Source organism: Polaromonas sp. P3_A5, assembly GCF_056403055.1.
The window spans coordinates 3,345,106-3,363,136 of the sequence record NZ_JBFUGF010000001.1 but is presented as its reverse complement, the minus strand read 5'-3'; the positions used below and the strand labels follow the sequence as shown (position 1 = coordinate 3,363,136).

Here is an 18,031-nt window from a genome sequence, read left to right as displayed (position 1 = left end):
ACAAGGAGAACAATCATGAATTCTGTCAAATCGAAAAAACTCATTACCTTCCTGATCGTCGCGGCGGCACTGCTGGTGCTGCCCCTGATCCTGCAGCAGGGCGGCAACGCCTGGGTGCGCATTGTCGACATGGCGCTGCTGTATGTGCTGCTGGCCCTGGGCCTGAACATCGTGGTCGGCTACGCCGGCCTGCTGGACCTGGGGTATGTCGCGTTCTTCGCGGTCGGCGCCTACCTGTTCGCGCTGCTCGGCTCGCCGCACCTGGCCGACGCCTTTCCCTGGATTGCGGCGCAGTTTCCGAACGGGCTGCATTTGCCGATCTGGGCGATCATCCCGGCCGCAGCGGCCCTCGCCGGATTCTTCGGCGTGGTGCTGGGCGCCCCGACCCTCAAGCTGCGCGGCGATTACCTCGCCATCGTCACGCTGGGTTTCGGTGAAATCATCCGCGTGTTCCTGAACAACCTGGACCGCCCCATCAACCTCACCAACGGTCCCAAGGGCATCAACCAGATCGACTCGATGAAGTTCTTCGGGTTCGATCTGGGCAAGCCGCATGAGTTTTTCGGCTTCGAGGTCAACTCGGTGTCGATGTATTACTACCTCTTCCTGGTGCTGGTGATCGTCTCGGTTGTGGTTTGCCACCGCCTGGAAAATTCCCGCATCGGCCGCGCCTGGATGGCGATCCGTGAAGACGAAATCGCCGCCAAGGCCATGGGCATCAACACTCGCAACCTGAAGCTGCTGGCCTTCGGCATGGGCGCCACTTTCGGCGGCGTGTCGGGTTCCATGTTTGCCGCCTTCCAGGGTTTTGTGTCTCCCGAATCCTTCAGCCTGATGGAGTCGGTCATGATCGTCGCCATGGTGGTGCTGGGCGGCATCGGCCATTTGCCCGGCGTCATTCTGGGTGCCTTGCTGCTGGCCGCGCTGCCAGAAGTGCTGCGCCATGTGGCCGGCCCGCTGCAAGCCATGACCGACGGCCGGCTTGACTCCGCCATCCTGCGCCAGCTGCTGATCGCGCTGGCCATGATCAGCGTCATGCTGATGCGTCCGCGCGGCCTGTGGCCCGCTTCCGAGCACGGCAAGTCGCTGAACAAGCCCGTCGGCCCGGACCCTATCCAGTCAATCAACCCCTAAGGAGAATGGACATGAGCGAAACCATTCTTAAAGTCTCGGGTGTCTCCAAGCGCTTCGGCGGTTTGCAGGCTCTTTCCGATGTCGGCATCCATATCGAGCGTGGCCAGGTGTATGGCCTGATCGGCCCCAACGGCGCCGGTAAAACCACCTTCTTCAATGTGTTGACGGGCCTTTACACACCCGACAGCGGCACCTTCGAGCTCGCCGGCAAGCCCTACAAGCCGACGGCGGTGCACGAAGTGGCCAAGGCCGGCATTGCCCGGACCTTCCAGAACATCCGCCTGTTTGCCGACATGACCGCCCTCGAAAACGTCATGGTCGGCCGTCATATCCGTACCAATTCGGGCCTGATCGGCGCCGTGCTGCGCACCCCTGGTTTCAAGCACGAAGAAGCCGCCATTGCCAAGCGCTCGCAGGAGTTGCTCGACTATGTCGGCATCGGCAAATACGCCGACTTCAAGGCCCGCACCCTGAGCTACGGTGACCAGCGCCGCCTGGAAATTGCCCGGGCCCTGGCCACCGACCCGCAGCTGATCGCGCTCGACGAGCCGGCCGCCGGCATGAACGCGACCGAAAAAGTGCAGCTGCGCGAGCTGATCGACCGCATCCGCAAGGACAACCGCACCATCCTGCTGATCGAACACGACGTGAAGCTGGTCATGGGCCTGTGCGACCGCGTCACCGTGCTCGATTACGGCAAGCAGATTGCCGAAGGCGCGCCCGCGGACGTACAAAAAGACGAAAAAGTGATCACCGCCTATCTGGGCACAGGTCATTGAAGGAAAGCAAGAACATGGCAAACACACTCCTTAAAGTGACCGGCCTGAAGGTCGCTTACGGCGGCATCCAGGCGGTCAAGGGCGTTGACTTCGAAGTCAACGACGGCGAACTGGTCACCCTGATTGGCTCCAACGGGGCCGGCAAGACCACCACCATGAAAGCCATCACCGGCACGCTGCCGATGCTGGGCGGCGACATTGAATACCTGGGCAAGAGTATCAAGGGCCGCGGCGCCTGGGACCTGGTGAAAGAGGGCCTGGCCATGGTGCCGGAAGGCCGCGGCGTCTTCACCCGCATGACCATCACCGAAAACCTGCAGATGGGCGCCTACATCCGTAGCGACAAGGCGGGCATCGCCGAAGACATGGAAAAGATGTTTGTGCTGTTTCCCCGTCTGCGTGAACGCAAGGACCAGCTGGCCGGCACCATGTCGGGCGGTGAACAGCAGATGCTGGCCATGGGCCGCGCATTGATGAGCCGCCCCAAGGTGCTGCTGCTGGACGAGCCCTCCATGGGCCTTTCGCCCATCATGGTCGACAAGATCTTCGAAGTGGTCAAGGACGTTTCAGCCCGCGGCGTGACGGTGCTGCTGGTCGAGCAGAACGCCAGCCGCGCACTTGGCATTGCCAACCGTGGCTACGTCATGGAGTCGGGCAACGTCACCATGAACGGCGACGCGAAAGCGCTGCTGAACGATCCGCGCGTCAGGGCCGCTTACCTCGGCGAATAAGTGAGCGCCCGCGCGCCGGCAGGCGCCGCGGGACGCACGTTATCCCGCAAATCTGACCAACCGGCGCAGGGCATAAATGCCTTGCGGCGCCAAATATTTGCGCATAAAGTTCGAAGAGTGCGCACCACGCGCACTCTTGTTGAACCTTGGGGAAGCCAAAATGAACCAGTATGTTGTCCGCACTGCTGTCGTGATGTTCGCCTTCCTGGCCTCGTCCTTTTTCACCGGCGCTTCGGCCCAGTCACTGCGCTGCAAGGGCGACCTGGCGCAGATCGGCAATTCCAAAGGCACGATCCTGCAAAAATGCGGCGAACCTGTCATGAAGGACACTTTCTGCAAAGCCACGCCTGACACCGTGTCCAGCGCGACCGTTGTGACACCAAATACCGCAGGTTCCACCACCAGCACCACCACCAACGTAACGGTCAACACCTGCCAGCAGGTCGAAGAGTGGACTTACAACCCAGGTTACGGGCAGTTCATGACCATGCTGCTGTTTGAGGGCGGTTCCCTGAAGAGCATTCGCTATGGGGATCGCGTGACCAGGTGAGCCCCCACGGTGGTGATGGAGCCCCCACGGTCGCTCACTGCGTGTAGCTCCCTGCCCCCCGAGGGGGCCGCCCGCCCTACGGCCCGGCAAAGCCGGTTCCGGGGCTCGTGCTGGGTTTAAGAATTCTTTGGGCACTATCGGCGGAGGTATTCACCAGTGGGTGCCGCGGAACCGGCTTTGCCGGGCCGCAGGCACCGTCCCCTGCAAGGGGAAAAGGGCTACACGCAGTGAGCCCGATAGGGGTGTGCCAATTTTTCGGCTTCGCCGGCCCCAGGCGCCGCCCCCTGAGGGGGGAACAGGCTACACGCAGTGAGCCTGGAAGGGGGTGGACCTATTTCAATCCACTTTGGCGCCTGAGGCCTTCACCACTTTTTCATACTTCGCCATTTCGCTTTTCATGAAGGCGCCGAACTGCTCGGGTGTGTTGCCCACAGGTTCGGCCATCAGTGTGGCAAAGCGGGTTTTGGCTTCGGGTGAATTCAGCGCGGCGACGAATGCCTGGTTGAGTTTGGTGATCACGTCTTTCGGTGTGCCTGCGGGCGCCACCAGTCCCCACCAGGTGTCGATCTCAAAACCCTTGAGCGTCTCGGCCACGGCAGGCACATCGGGCAGCATGGCGCTGCGTTTGGCTGTAGTGACCGCCAGCGCCTTGAGCTTGCCGGCCTTGATGTTGGCGGATGCCGTGGCCAGGTTGTCAAAGTTGTAGTCCACCTGGCCGCTCAGCAGCGCCAGTTGCGCCGGGTTGCCGCCGTTGTAGGGGATGTGCAGCGCGAAGATGCCGGCCTGTGCCTTGAACATTTCGCCGGCAAGGTGCCCGGCGCTGCCGTTGCCGCCGCTGGCGTAATTGAGCTTGGCCGGGTTGGCCTTGGCGTACTTGATCAGGTCGCCCAGCGAGTTGATGTTCAGGCGCCGAGCAGAATCGGCGTTGATCACCAGCACATTGGGCACGCGCACCAGCTGTGTGATGGGCGCGAAGTCGGTCGCCGCGTTGTACGGCATCCTGCTGTAAAGCCAGGGGTTGATAGCGTGGGTGGCAACGGCGGAAATGCCGATCGTCATGCCGTCGGGTTGCGCCTTGGCGATGGCGTCGACACCGATGTTGCCGCCGCCGCCGGGTTTGTTCTCAATGATGACCGGGCCCAGCGTGTCCTTGACGCGTTCGGCCATCAGGCGGGCCGTCACGTCGATCGGGCCACCGGGTGCATACGGCACGATGATGCGCATGACCTTGGGCTGGGCGTGCGCCAGAGGGGCTGACAGTGCCATGCCGGCAATGAAAAGGGCACCCAGGCATTTGCCGGGCAGGGAAGTGAGGAGGGAAACGGGTCGAATGTTCATGCTTCGTATTGTTGCAAATAATCGGGTCTCGCCGGCTTGCAGCGAATCCGGCTTTTCATGAGCCGGGGTGCATTCCCACAAAAAAGCCCCGGCTGACGAATCAGCCGGGGCGTTTCTTTTTCTTCTTCTTTTATTCTTCTTGTTTGTCGGGTGCGTGCGCCGTTCAGGTTTCGGCGGGTACGGTAGCCTGGGCTTTTTCTTTTTCGGTCACAAAGGAGTCGGCATAAAACTCGTCGTCCGGCAGGCCCGCAGCCGTGTAGGCGGCCTGGGCCGAATCCACGACGATGGGCGCGCCGCAGGCATACACCTGATGACCGGAAAGGTCGGAAAAATCATCCAGCACGGCCTGGTGGACAAAGCCGGTCCGGCCGGTCCAGTTGTCCTCGGGCAGGGCATTGGAAATCACCGGCACGTAGCGCAAATTCGGCATTTCCGCGGTCCTGGCCTTGACCCACTCGTCCATGTACAAATCGGCCGGGCGGCGGCCACCCCAGTACAGCACGGCCGGGCGCGTGATGCCCTTGTGTTGCAGATGCTCGATCAGCGCCTTGATGGGCGCAAAGCCCGTGCCCGAGGCCAGCAGCACCATGGGTTTGTCGCTGTCTTCGCGCAGGTAAAAGCTGCCGAAAGGACCCTCGATGCGCAGGATTTCCTTTTCTTTCATGGGGCCGAACACGTGCTCGGTGAACTTGCCGCCCGGCATGTGGCGGATGTGCAGCTCGACGCCCGGGTTGTCGGCCTGGGTGTGCGGGGCATTACCCATTGAATACGCGCGGCGGTCGCCGTCGCGCAGCAAAAACTCCACATACTGGCCGGCGTGGTACTTGAAAACATCGCTGGCCGGCAATTGCAGGCGCACCACCATCACGTCGTGCGAGGCCTTGGCCAGGCTGTTGATGCGCACCGGCATTTTCTTGACCGGGAAAGCGCTTTCATCCGTGACGTGGCGTGATTCGAGCACGACGTCGCTCGTCGCCCTGGCGCTGCAGGTCAGGATGAAGCCGTTCGCCTCTTCCTCGGGTGACATGGCTTTGACCTGGTGCGCGCCGTGAAGGACGCTGCCTTCCAGTTTTTTGGACTTGCAGGAGCCGCAGGCGCCGTCCTTGCAGCCGTAGGGCAGGCCGATGCCCTGGCGAATGGCGGCCGCCAGCAGCGGTTCATCCGCCTCGGCGATGAATGTCCGGCCACTGGGTTGCACAGTCACGTTAAAGCTCATATTCGGTATCCTTGCGGTATCTGTTCTCGACCTGGCTGGCTTTTTCCAGCAACCCCCAATTTTGCCCTCAAACCTGAACCCCCTAGGCGCGCTGCCTTTTCGTTTCCGCCGCGAGCGGGTTTTGATCGTCGGTTGCGGCGATGTGGGCCAACGCGTGGCCCGCCTGCTGCCACGCAATGTCCGGCTCATGGCCCTGACCTCATCGCCGGAGCGCTTGCCGGCTTTGCGCGCACAGCGCATCACGCCGCTACAGGGCAACCTGGACGACGCTGCCTCCCTGCGGCGACTGGCGGGGGTGGCTACGCGGGTGGTGCACCTGGCGCCGCCACCCGGCGACCAGCCCGATTGGCGTACCGACCCACGGACGCTGGCGCTGCTGCGCGCGCTGCGCCTGCGCAGCCTGCCGCAGTCGCTGGTGTATGGCTCTACCAGCGGGGTGTATGGCGACTGCGGCGGCGAATGGGTGCGCGAAACGCGGCCATTGAAGCCCCACACACCGCGTGCCCAGCGGCGTGTACATGCTGAGGCGCATCTGCGGCTTTTCGGCCGGGCCACCGGCACCCGTGTGCACCTGCTGCGCATCCCGGGTATCTATGCGCCCGACCGCGAAGGCGGTACGCCGCGTGGCAGGTTGCTCAAGGGCACACCTGTACTGCGTGCCGAAGACGACGTCTACACCAACCATATCCACGCCGACGACCTGGCCCATGCCTGCCTGGCGGCGCTGTGGCGCGGCAAGCCCCAGCGCGCCAGCAACGCCAGTGACGACACGCAGTTGAAGATGGGCGACTATTTCGACCTGGCGGCGGACCTCTACGGCCTGCCGCGGCCGCCGCGCCTGGCACGGGGCACGGCACAGGAAGAGTTGCCGCTGATGCTGCTGAGCTTCATGAGCGAGTCGCGCCGGCTGGACAACACCCGCCTGAAGCAGGAGCTGCGGCTTCGTTTGCACTACCCGACAGTAGCAATTGGCCTGTGCGATCGGTGAGCACGCCAGCCGCGCGGCGCAACGCAATAAATGCCATTGACCGCCTGAAATGAACGGGTTGCCACCATGGCAGCCCGTTTTCTCATTTTGGGTGTCTTTTTTTGGCAACGGCATTGCGGTCGAATGTTACAACCAAAGCGGTAACAAATTGAAACTAACGTGGTCGACCTGGAGCACGTTTCTATTAACCGCAAAAAGAACTTTTTTTAACCCGATGTGCCGGGTTTCCTTTGTGAATACCATCACTTCGAGTGCCTCTGTCTTGCAACCGGCTGACGCAAGGGGACTCGCGGGATGTGAAAAATGCACAAAAAAAGTTCGAAAAATGCGCGTACGGCAGCGCAATTTGTAACAAATATCGGTCAACACGCACCCACCGCGGCGCCGCCGTTTTTTGATGCACTGGGACGGATGGCCGATAGCGCCGCGGGCAGATGGACCCTGCGCAAGCCCGTAACGGCCGTTTTGCTGCTGGGAGCAGCAACAGCGCAGGCCGGCCCGGTAGACGGTCAAGTCACTTCGGGCGCAGCCAGCATCTCGCAGAGCGGCTCCGCCACCACCATCAATCAATCCAGCCAGAACGCTTCGCTGACCTGGAAGAGCTTTAACGTAGGCGCGCAGGAAAGCGTCAACTTCGTGCAGCCTTCGGCCAGCGCGATCGCGGTCAACCGCATCCTGGACACCCACGGCAGCCAGATCCTGGGCCAGCTCAATGCCAACGGGCAGGTTTTCCTGATCAATCCCAACGGCATCCTGTTTGGCGCCGGTGCTCAGGTCAATGTGGGCGGGCTGGTGGCGTCCACGCTGGATGTCAAGGATGCGAACCTGAGCAACGGAAAGCGCAGCTTCAGCGGCGCAGGCGCAGGCAGTGTGGTCAACCAGGGCCGCATCAATGCTGCCACGGGCGGCTACGTTGCCCTGGTCGGCAATACCGTGCGCAACCAGGGCACCATCAACGCCCCGCAGGGCAGCGTGGCGCTGGCGGCAGGCAGCGCGGCTACTTTGACCTTCCAGGGCAACCAGCTGCTCAAGATCGAGGTGGACCAGAGCGTTCTCAACAGCCTGGCCGAGAACGGCGGATTGATTCTGGCTGACGGCGGGCAGGCGCTGATGAGCGCCGGTGCCAAGGATTCCCTGCTGGCCAGCGCAGTCAACAACACCGGGGTGATCCAGGCGCGCACCGTGGAAAACCGCAGCGGCACCATCATCCTGCTGGGCGGCATGGCCGCCGGCACCGCCAACATTGCGGGCACGCTGGACGCTTCGGCGCCCAACGGCGGCAACGGCGGCTTTGTGGAAACCTCGGGCGCGCAGGTGAACATTGCCGACGGCGCCCGGATCACCACGGCGGCCCCCGCGGGCCAAAGCGGCACCTGGCTGATCGACCCGGTGGATTTCACCATCGCCGCTGCGGGCGGGAACATCACGGGTGCGGCCCTGAGTGCCAACCTGGGTTCAGGCAACGTCGTCATCCAGAGCAGCAGCGGGAACACGGGCACAGCGGGCAACGTCAACGTCAACGACGTGGTGAGCTGGAGCATCAACCAGCTGACGCTCAACGCGCAGAACAACATCAACATCAACGCCAACCTCAATGCCTCCGGTACGGGCAAGCTGGCGCTGGAATACGGCCAGGGCAATACCAATGGCATCACCAACTCCTACAACGTCAACAACGGCGCGAAGATCAATTTGCCGGCAGGCAACAATTTCAGCACCAAGCAAGGCAGCAACGGTACCCCCGTCGCCTATACGGTGATCACTGACCTGGGTACCGCAACCAGCACCAGCGGCACAGATTTACAGGGCATGAGCGGCAATCTCAACGGTCGCTACGCACTGGGCGCTGACATCGACGCCTCGCCAACCAGCGCTTGGAACGGCGGCAGTGGATTCGAACCGCTGGGCAACAACCTGGCGCAATTCAGTGGCATCCTGGACGGTTTGGGCCACACCATTTCCGGCCTCACTATCAACCGGCCCACCGCCACCTACGTCGGTCTGCTCGGCTATGTAGGCGCTTCGGGGCGAATCAACAATTTGGGCTTGGCCGGCGGTAGCGTCACGGGCCAAACCAAAGTCGGCGCGTTGGCCGGGTGGAGCAATGGCAATATCACTAACAGCTACGCCAGCACCTCAGTGACCGGCTCCGGATCCGAGGCTGGTGGGCTGGTGGGGACCAGCCAGGGCGTAATCCGCAACAGCCACGCCAGCGGCGCGGTGATCGGCTCGTTCATTGTTGGCGGGCTGGTTGGCTGGAACCAGGGCCTTATCAGCGACAGCTATGCCACCGGCTCTGTCGGCGCATCGAGTTCGCGGGTTGGCGGGCTGGTGGGCGACATGCTCAACGGCGGAAGCGTCAGCAATAGCTACGCCAGCGGCAACGTCACCAGCACCGGCCAGGATGTCGGCGGGCTCGTGGGGTATTGGGACAGCAATGGCACCGCCAATGTTGTGATCAGCAATAGTTATGCGAGTGGCACGGTGTCCGGCACCACGAATGTCGGCGGCCTGGTGGGCTATAAATTTGATGCTGGCGGCACGATCAATAGCAGCTACGCGACGGGGGCCGTGAGCGGCACCAGCAATCTGGGTGGGCTGGTCGGCTTGTGGGACGCCGGAACGGCGATCAACAACAGTTTCTGGGACACCGTCACAACCGGGCGGGCCACAAGCTCGGGCGGCGGCATGGGCATGACCACGGCCCAGATGCAGCAGCAGGCCAATTTCAGCTCGGCCACGGCTGCCAACGGCAACGTCAACCCGAACTGGGATTTCACCAGCGTCTGGCGTATTTATGAGGGAAATAGCCGTCCCCTGCTCAAGGCACTCATGAAGGCCACCACGGTCACCGTCGCCAACACCAGCAAGACCTATGACAGGCTGTCCTGGAATGGTGGAACCAGCGTCAGTTGCTCCAACGTGGCCTGCGGCAGCTTGTCGGGCAGCATCGGTTTCGGCGGGACCGCCCAGGGCGCGGTCAATGCCGGAAGCTATACGGTGACAGCGTCCGGCCTGTATTCCAACCAGCAGGGCTACGACATCAGTTACGCCAATGGCACGCTGACAGTCAATCCCGCCAGTTTGGCTGTCACCGGCGTGAGCGCAAACAACAAGGTGTATGACGCCGGCACCACCGCCACCCTCAACGGCACGGCCAGCGTAACAGCCATCGCCGGCGACACGGTGAGCATCGCCGGCGCCGGCAGCGGTGCTTTCGCCGACAAGAACGTGGGCAACGGCAAAGCCGTGACGGTCACCGGCTACACGCTGGGCGGCGCAGATGCCGGCAACTATGTCATCGTGCAGCCCACGGGCCTGACCGCGAACATCACGCCGGCCAGCCTTGCCGTTGGCGGTGTGACGATCCAGAACAAGGTGTACAACGCCAGCGACGCCGCCACCATCAACGGCACGGCCAGCGTTGCAGCTTTCGCCGGTGATACGGTGAACGTGGCCGGCACGGGCATCGGCCGGTTTGCCGACAAGAACGTGGGCAACGGCAAGGTGGTTACCGTGACCGGCTACACGCTGGGCGGCGCCGACGCCGGCAACTACACCGTGGTGCAACCCACAGGTTTCACGGCCAATATCACGCCGGCCAGCCTGGCTGTCACGGGTGTGGGAGCAAACAACAAGGTCTACGACACAACGACCACCGCGACGCTCAACGGAACAGCGGCTGTCACAGCCTTGGGCGGCGATACCGTGACGTTGGGCGGCACCGGCAGCGGCAATTTCGCCAACAAAAACGTAGGCAATGGCAAGGCCGTGACCGTCACCGGCTACACGCTGGGCGGTGCCGACGCCGGCAATTACACCGTGGTGCAACCCACCAGCTTGACCGCCAACATCACACCGGCCAGCTTGACTGTCAGCGGTGTGAGCGCAAACAACAAGGTCTACGACACCACCACTACGGCCACGCTGAGCGGAACAGCAGCGGTGACGGCTTTGGGTGGTGATACCGTGACCGTGGGCGGCACCGGCAGCGGCAGCTTCGCCAACAAAAACGTGGGCAATGGCAAGGCTGTGACCGTCACCGGCTACACACTGGGCGGCGCCGATGCGAGCAATTACACCGTGGTGCAGCCCACCAGTGTCACGGCAAACATCACACCAGCCAGCTTGGCGGTGACGGGTGTGAGTGCAAACAACAAGGTCTACGACACGACCACCACCGCGACGCTGAGCGGAACCGCAGCGGTGACGGCTTTGGGTGGCGATACCGTGACCGTGGGCGGTACCGGCAACGGCGCCTTCGCCAACAAGAATGTGGGCAATGGCAAGGCGGTGACTGTGACCGGCTACACGCTGGGCGGTGCCGACGCCGGCAACTACACCGTGGTGCAACCCACGAGCTTGACCGCCAATATCACACCGGCCAGCTTGACTGTCACGGGTGTAGGCGCAAACAACAAGGTCTACGACACAACGACCACAGCGACGCTGAGCGGGACAGCAGCGGTGACGGCTTTGGGTGGCGATACCGTGACGGTGGGCGGTACCGGCAGCGGCACCTTCGCCAACAAGAATGTGGGCAATGGCAAGGTGGTGACTGTGACCGGCTACACACTGGGCGGAGCAGACGCTGGTAACTACACCGTGGTGCAGCCCACGGCGGTGACCGCCAGCATCACACCGGCCAGCCTGGCGGTGACGGGTGTGAGTGCAAACAACAAGGTCTATGACACCACCACTACGGCCACGCTGAGCGGAACAGCCGCCATTACGGCCCTGGGTGGCGATACTGTGACGGTGGGTGGCACCGGCAGCGGCAATTTCGTCAACAAGAATGTTGGCAATGGCAAGACCGTCACCGTGACCGGCTACACACTGGGCGGCGCTGATGCCGGCAACTACACCGTGGTTCAACCCACCGGCCTCACAGCCAACATCACGCCGGCCAGCCTGGCTGTCACGGGTGTAGGCGCAAACAACAAGGTCTACGACACCACCACCACCGCCACACTCAATGGCACGGCGGCCGTCGCGGCCCTGAGCGGTGACGTGGTGACGGTTGGCGGTGGCAGCGGCACCTTTGCCAACAAGAATGTGGGCAATGGCAAGGCGGTGACTGTGGCCGGCTACACACTGGGCGGTGCTGACGCCGGCAACTACACCGTGGTGCAACCCACGGGATTGACCGCGAACATCACGCCGGCTGGCCTGGCTGTTACCGGCGTAGGCGCGAACAACAAGGTCTACGACACGACCACCACGGCGACACTCAACGGAACGGCAGCCGTTACGGCCTTGGGCGGTGACGTCGTGGCCGTGGCCGGCACGGGCAGCGGCAGCTTCGCCAACAAGAATGTTGGCAACGGCAAGGCCGTGACTGTCACCGGCTATACGCTGAGCGGTGCGGACGCCGGCAACTACACCGTGGTGCAACCCACGGCGGTGACCGCGAGCATCACGCCAGCCAGCCTGGCTGTTACCGGCGTAGGCGCCAACAACAAGGTCTACGACGCAACGACCACCGCGACTCTCAACGGAACGGCGGCTGTTACGGCCCTGGGGGGTGATGTCGTGACGGTTGGGGGTGGAAGTGGCGCTTTTGCCAACAAGAATGTGGGCAGCGGCAAGGCCGTGACTGTCACCGGCTACACGCTGGGCGGAGCCGATGCCGGCAATTACACCGTGGTCCAACCCACGGGGCTGACCGCCAACATCACCCCCGCCAGCCTCACGGTCACAGGTGTGAATGCCAACAACAAGGTGTACGACACCACAACTGCAGCCACGCTCAGCGGAACAGCTGCGGTGACGGCCTTGGGTGGTGACGCGGTGACGGTAGGCGGCGCCGGCAGCGCCAGCTTCGCCAACAAAAACGTAGGCAATGGCAAGGCCGTAACCGTCACCGGCTACACGCTGGGCGGTGCCGACGCCGGCAATTACACCGTGGTGCAACCCACCAGCTTGACCGCCAACATCACACCGGCCAGCTTGACTGTCAGCGGTGTGAGCGCAAACAACAAGGTCTACGACACCACCACTACGGCCACGCTGAGCGGAACAGCAGCGGTGACGGCTTTGGGTGGCGATACCGTGACCGTGGGCGGTACCGGCAGCGGAAATTTCGCCAACAAGAACGTAGGTAACGGCAAGGCCGTCACCGTCACCGGCTACACACTGGGCGGAGCCGATGCCGGCAACTACACCGTGGTGCAGCCAACAGGTGTCACGGCCAACATCACGCCGGCCAGCCTGGCCATTACGGGTGTAGGCGCGAACAACAAGGTCTACGACACCACCACCACCGCCACGCTCAATGGCACCGCAAACGTCGCCGCCCTGGGCGGCGATGTGGTGACGGTTGGCGGTGGCAGCGGCACCTTCGCCGACAAGAATGTGGGCAACGGCAAGGCTGTGACGGTCAGCGGCTACACACTGGGTGGAGCCGATGCCGGCAACTACACCGTGGTGCAGCCCACCGGTGTCACGGCCAATATCACACCGGCCAACCTGGCGGTCACAGGCGTGGGGGCCAACAACAAGGTGTATGACACCACCACGACGGCGACGCTGAGCGGAACGGCAGCGGTGACGGCTTTGGGTGGCGATACCGTGACCGTGGGCGGTACCGGCAATGGCGCCTTCGCCAACAAGAATGTGGGCAATGGCAAGGCGGTGACTGTGACCGGCTACACGCTGGGCGGTGCCGACGCCGGCAACTACACCGTGGTGCAACCCACCAGTGTCACGGCAAACATCACACCAGCCAGCTTGGCGGTGACGGGTGTGAGCGCAAACAACAAGGTCTACGACACCACCACTACGGCCACGCTGAGCGGAACAGCAGCGGTGACGGCTTTGGGCGGCGATACCGTGACGGTGGGCGGCACCGGCAGCGGCACCTTTGCCAACAAAAACGTGGGTAACGGAAAGGTCGTCACTGTCACCGGCTATGCGCTGGGCGGTGCCGATGCCGGCAACTACACCGTGGTGCAGCCCACAGCTGTCACGGCCAACATCACGCCAGCCAGCCTGGCAGTCACAGGTGTGGGCGCCAACAACAAGGTGTATGACACGACGACCACAGCGACGCTCAACGGAACGGCGGCTGTCACAGCTCTGGGCGGCGATACCGTGACGGTGGGCGGCACCGGCAGCGGCAATTTCTATAACAAAAACGTTGGCAATGGTAAAGCTGTGACGGTTACCGGCTACACACTGGGCGGTGCCGACGCAAGCAACTACATCGTGGTGCAGCCTACGGCAGTGACTGCCAACATCACGCCGGCCAGCGTGGCCGTCACGGGCGTGGGGGCAAACAGCAAGGTGTATGACGCGGGTACTGCCGCCACCCTCAATGGCACAGCCGCTGTGGCTGCTTTGGGTGGTGACGTGGTGAGTGTGAGTGGCGGCAGCGGCACTTTTACTGACAAGAATGTGGGCAACAGCAAGGTCGTGACCGTGACCGGCTACACCCTGGGCGGAGCCGACGCCGGCAACTACACCGTGGTGCAACCCACCGGCCTCGCAGCCAACATCACACCAGCCAGCCTGGCTGTCACAGGCGTCGGGGCAAACAACAAGGTCTACGACACCACCACCAACGTCACGCTTAACGGAACGGCGGGGGTCACGGCCCTGGGCGGTGATGTGGTGACTGTGGGTGGTACCGGCAGTGGCGCCTTCGCCAACAAAAATGTGGGCAACGGCAAGGTCGTGACGGTGACCGGCTATACGCTGGGCGGAGCCGACGCCGGGAACTACACCGTGGTGCAACCTACAGGTGTCACGGCAAACATCACACCGGCCGGCCTGGCTGTCACCGGTGTGAATGCGCAGAACAAGGTTTTTGACGGTACGACTGCGGCCACCTTGGGTGGTACCGCCGCCGTGGCGGCCCTGGTCGGTGACGTGGTTAGCGTCAGTGGCGGCAGCGGGGCTTTTGCCAACGCGAATGTGGGTAACGCAAAGCCCGTGACCGTGACCGGCTATACCCTGGGCGGGGTTGACGCGGCCAACTACACGGTGGTGCAACCGACCGGGCTGACGGCATCCATCACTCCCTTGCCTGTCACAGCTGTGCCCGCACGGGCGGGAACGCTTGGGCGGGGGGGCGCCGATGATGGTGCCGACGCCGCCATGCAACAGGCCGTGGATGGGACACGCTCCAAATCCGGCCTGATCGAGGTATCTCCCATCCTTCGGGTAACTCGCAGCGCAAGCGCGGATGCCTCCGGTGGAGACGAACTGGTGGTTTCCGGTGGGGCCGTCGAGGTGCTGCAGGATGTGGTTGCCACAGTAAGAAAAGATCCGCGCCTGCATATCGTTGACGGCGGCGTGCAGCTGCAAAACGGTGTGCTGGCCGCTCAAAAATAAATACGGCCACCCCACAAAAGTTTCCCCATGAAATGCAACGTATCCGGTAAGCACGCTGTGCTGCTGTTGGCAGCCGCGCCCCTGTTCGCGGTCCAGGCGGCTGATCCGCTGCCGGTTGATATCGGCACCATCCTCCAGCAGGTCCAGCCGTCCCAGCAAGCCGTCCCATCGCCCCGCGGAGAAAGGCCGCCTCTCAGCAATGAGGGGAATGTCCCGCCGCCACCTGCACGTCCCGCCGTGACGGTGGATGTCAAATCGATCAACATCATCGGCAACACCCTGTTTGAGACAGCCACGCTGCATGCACTGGTGGCCGATGCTGAAGGCAAAAGCCTGACGCTTGACCAGCTCGACGAAATGGCGGGGCGCATAGGCCAGTATTACCACAGCAGGGGCCAGACCTTTGCCCGGGCCGTGGTGCCTGCGCAGGTGATCCAGTCGGGCGTTGTTCGCTTTCTGGTGATCGAGGCGCGCTACGGCAAGGTCGGCGTCAACAACCAGACGCGCGTGAACGACCTGCTGCTGCAGGCGACGGTAGCGCCGCTGCAAAACGGGCAGCCAGTCGACCAGGCCCTGCTGGACAAGTCCCTGCTGTTGCTGTCGGACATACCCGGCGTGGTGGTGCAGGCAACCTTAAGACCCGGCGACGGGATGGGCACCTCCGATCTGAGTATCGATACCACGCCCGGCCCGGCGGTTTCAGGAAGCCTGGTTGTGGATGGCTACGGCAACAGCTATACAGGAAGAGCCCGCTTGGGCGGTACGGTGTACGTCAACAACCCCTTGAAGCATGGCGATGTCCTGAGCCTGAGCGGCCTGAGTTCCGGGAAGGGGCTGAGCTACGGACGGGTGGGCTACGAATCATTGTTGAACGGCCAGGGTACCCGCGCAGGAGCCGCCTATTCCTTGCTGGACTACAAAATTGGCGGGTCTCTTGAGATACTTGGCGCACACGGTTCCGCCGAGACCGGCAGCCTCTGGGGCAAGCATCCGCTGGTGCGAAGCCAGACGGTCAACCTCTATGGACAGATTCAGTACGACACGGTGCAGTTGCGCGAGCGTGTAGACGTGGCAGGAATAAAAACAGACCGGCATCTCGACTCCTGGACGTCGAGCCTGACCGGGGACTGGCGGGACACCTTGCTGTCCGGCGGCATCAATACCTGGAGCCTGGGATGGACCCGGGGCAGGGTGGTTTTTGACGCTGCTGAGGCGCAGCTGGACGATGCGGCCAGCGCTAGGACGCTGGGCTGGTTTTCAAAGGCCAATCTGGGCTTCTCCCGCTTGCAGCGCCTGGGGCAAAACAGCACGCTGCATTTTTCATGGGCGGGCCAGTGGGCCAACACCAACCTCGATTCGTCGCAAAAAATGTCCGTGGGCGGGCCCTATTCGGTGCGTGCCTACGATGTGGGTGCGCTGTCGGGTGATACGGGTTACCGCACAAGCGTCGAGCTGCGCTACGACCTGGGGCAGGTTGTCGGCGGCAAGCTCCAGGCGGTGGCGTTCTGGGACGGTGCCTACCTGAAAGTCAATCAACGACCCTGGGTGGCAGGTGCGAACAGTGCAACGCTCAGCGGAGCGGGGGTCGGCCTTGACTGGACGGGGCTCAACCAGTGGCGGGCTCGCGCCTATCTGGCCTCGCCCCTGGGGCAGACACCCGAGCTGGTCAGGACGACAGATTCAACGCGGATGTGGACCGAGGTCGCCTACCGTTTTTGAAGGCTCCGCTGCTTGTGCCCATTCCTGGCTTGTGGTGCCGGGCTGTCAATTCACGTAGCCCTGTAGTGCTATTAAATAAATAGCTGCTTGCGCTTTCCCTGTCTGGGCTACAGCCTATTTTGTTGTAAAAATCAGATACCGGCGGGCCTCTTGAGCGTCAGCATCCTGTCCTGGGCCTTGAGCACAATGGTTTTGACTTCTGCACCCTGCAGCACCGTCAGCCTGACTTCCGCGTCGGGTGCGGGCCGGTCCCACAGCTTTTTATAAAAAGCTTCGAGCGTGGCCACCTTGGCGTCGTCCACTGCCAGCACCACATTGCCCGCCTCCAGCCCGGCCAGGTCCGCAGGACTCTCCTTGCTGACCCGCAGGATCTGTATGCGCCCGCCCTGGTCATTGGAGGTGATGCCAAGCCACGGCCTGCGGCTTTTCGTGCTGGCGCCTGAACGCTGCAGCTCCGCGAGGATGGGACGCAGCAAATCCACCGGCACAAACATATTGCCCGGCAGGCGGCGGTTTTCACCTGTGGCATCGGACACGAGCAGCGAGCCTATGCCCATCAACTCACCTTTCTGGTTGAAGAGCGGGGCGCCACTGTGGTTGCCACCACTGGCCATGATGGGTGGGCTGGTGAACAGCGCCGATTCGATGTGGTATTCCCAGTTGCCGGAGAACGCGCGCCGGCTGACCAGCCGGGTCATGCTCACGTCGCCGTCCTCATCGGCCTGCGGGCCGGTGACGGCCATCAGAGGTTCGCCCGGCTGCAGGTCTTTGCTATTGCCCAGGGCCGCTACGCCCACGCCACGCAGCGGCAGCAAAGGGCGCAACAGCCCAAACCCGGTTGCCAGGTCGTAGGCGACGGCGCGCGCCGGCAACGTGCGGTTGTCCTGCGTCACGATCTCAATGTATTCGGCCTCCAGCATCAGGTAGCCGATGGTGAGGATGAGCCCGTCCTGGTTGATTTGCACACCCGAGCCGGCACGGCGCAAGCCCAGCGTTTCGGCCGAGCGCGCATCTTCCATCGCCGTGACCTTGACACCGACCACTGCTGTCGTAGCGCGAGTTAGCGCATCCATCATGACCTGTGCCGCCGGGGGCTGCACAGTGGCTGCGTGCGCGGTCGCCAACCACGGCATGCCGGGCACTAACGCAGACATGAATGCGCTTGAAAGGAGGATGCAGAGCCACTGACGCAAGGTGTACATGACGGACTCCTGAACGGCAGAAATTTCTGCACGGAGTTCA

The 18,031-nt window shown here is 62.9% G+C and carries 10 protein-coding genes; 7 read left to right on the top strand and 3 right to left on the bottom strand.

Features of this window, described 5'->3' with window-relative positions; translation table 11 throughout:
- The first annotated feature begins 15 nt into the window (after positions 1 to 15).
- The 4 genes from AC1DU8_RS16065 to AC1DU8_RS16050 all read left to right on the top strand — a co-directional run bounded on the left by AC1DU8_RS16065 (position 16) and on the right by AC1DU8_RS16050 (position 3,194).
- Complete coding sequence (locus AC1DU8_RS16065; RefSeq protein ID WP_457279486.1) at positions 16 to 1,134, top strand: ABC transporter permease subunit; 1,119 nt, start codon at positions 16 to 18, stop codon at positions 1,132 to 1,134.
- 11 nt (positions 1,135 to 1,145) lie between these two features.
- Positions 1,146 to 1,913: an ABC transporter ATP-binding protein gene (locus tag AC1DU8_RS16060; protein ID WP_457279485.1), complete on the top strand. Its 768-nt coding sequence runs from the start codon at positions 1,146 to 1,148 to the stop codon at positions 1,911 to 1,913.
- Positions 1,914 to 1,927: 14 nt separating this feature from the next.
- Entirely contained in the window at positions 1,928 to 2,644 is a 717-nt protein-coding gene (locus tag AC1DU8_RS16055; protein ID WP_457279484.1) for an ABC transporter ATP-binding protein, read from the top strand.
- Positions 2,645 to 2,804: 160 nt separating this feature from the next.
- Positions 2,805 to 3,194: a DUF2845 domain-containing protein gene (locus AC1DU8_RS16050; protein ID WP_457279483.1), complete on the top strand. Its 390-nt coding sequence runs from the start codon at positions 2,805 to 2,807 to the stop codon at positions 3,192 to 3,194.
- A 336-nt stretch (positions 3,195 to 3,530) separates the two neighbouring features.
- On the opposite strand, the gene AC1DU8_RS16045 is transcribed toward AC1DU8_RS16050, so the two are convergent.
- Positions 3,531 to 4,532 (bottom strand): Bug family tripartite tricarboxylate transporter substrate binding protein, encoded by a 1,002-nt coding sequence (locus AC1DU8_RS16045; protein ID WP_457279482.1) that lies wholly within the window; start codon positions 4,530 to 4,532, stop codon positions 3,531 to 3,533.
- Between the two features lie 163 nt (positions 4,533 to 4,695).
- A complete protein-coding gene (locus tag AC1DU8_RS16040) occupies positions 4,696 to 5,748 on the bottom strand; it encodes a CDP-6-deoxy-delta-3,4-glucoseen reductase (RefSeq protein ID WP_477666181.1) in 1,053 nt (350 codons plus the stop codon).
- Between the two features lie 61 nt (positions 5,749 to 5,809).
- On the opposite strand from AC1DU8_RS16040, the gene AC1DU8_RS16035 reads away from it, so the two are divergent.
- The 3 genes from AC1DU8_RS16035 to AC1DU8_RS16025 all read left to right on the top strand — a co-directional run bounded on the left by AC1DU8_RS16035 (position 5,810) and on the right by AC1DU8_RS16025 (position 16,789).
- Positions 5,810 to 6,736 (top strand): SDR family oxidoreductase, encoded by a 927-nt coding sequence (locus tag AC1DU8_RS16035; protein WP_477726970.1) that lies wholly within the window; start codon positions 5,810 to 5,812, stop codon positions 6,734 to 6,736.
- A gap of 411 nt (positions 6,737 to 7,147) precedes the next feature.
- On the top strand, positions 7,148 to 15,070 hold the full coding sequence (locus tag AC1DU8_RS16030) for a YDG domain-containing protein (RefSeq protein WP_477726969.1): 7,923 nt from the start codon (positions 7,148 to 7,150) through the stop codon (positions 15,068 to 15,070).
- A 27-nt stretch (positions 15,071 to 15,097) separates the two neighbouring features.
- Positions 15,098 to 16,789 (top strand): ShlB/FhaC/HecB family hemolysin secretion/activation protein, encoded by a 1,692-nt coding sequence (locus AC1DU8_RS16025; RefSeq protein WP_477726968.1) that lies wholly within the window; start codon positions 15,098 to 15,100, stop codon positions 16,787 to 16,789.
- A 131-nt stretch (positions 16,790 to 16,920) separates the two neighbouring features.
- Here the strand turns inward: AC1DU8_RS16025 and AC1DU8_RS16020 are convergent, their stop codons facing one another.
- Entirely contained in the window at positions 16,921 to 17,943 is a 1,023-nt protein-coding gene (locus tag AC1DU8_RS16020; RefSeq protein WP_477726967.1) for a S1C family serine protease, read from the bottom strand.
- Between the last annotated feature and the right edge of the window lie 88 nt (positions 17,944 to 18,031).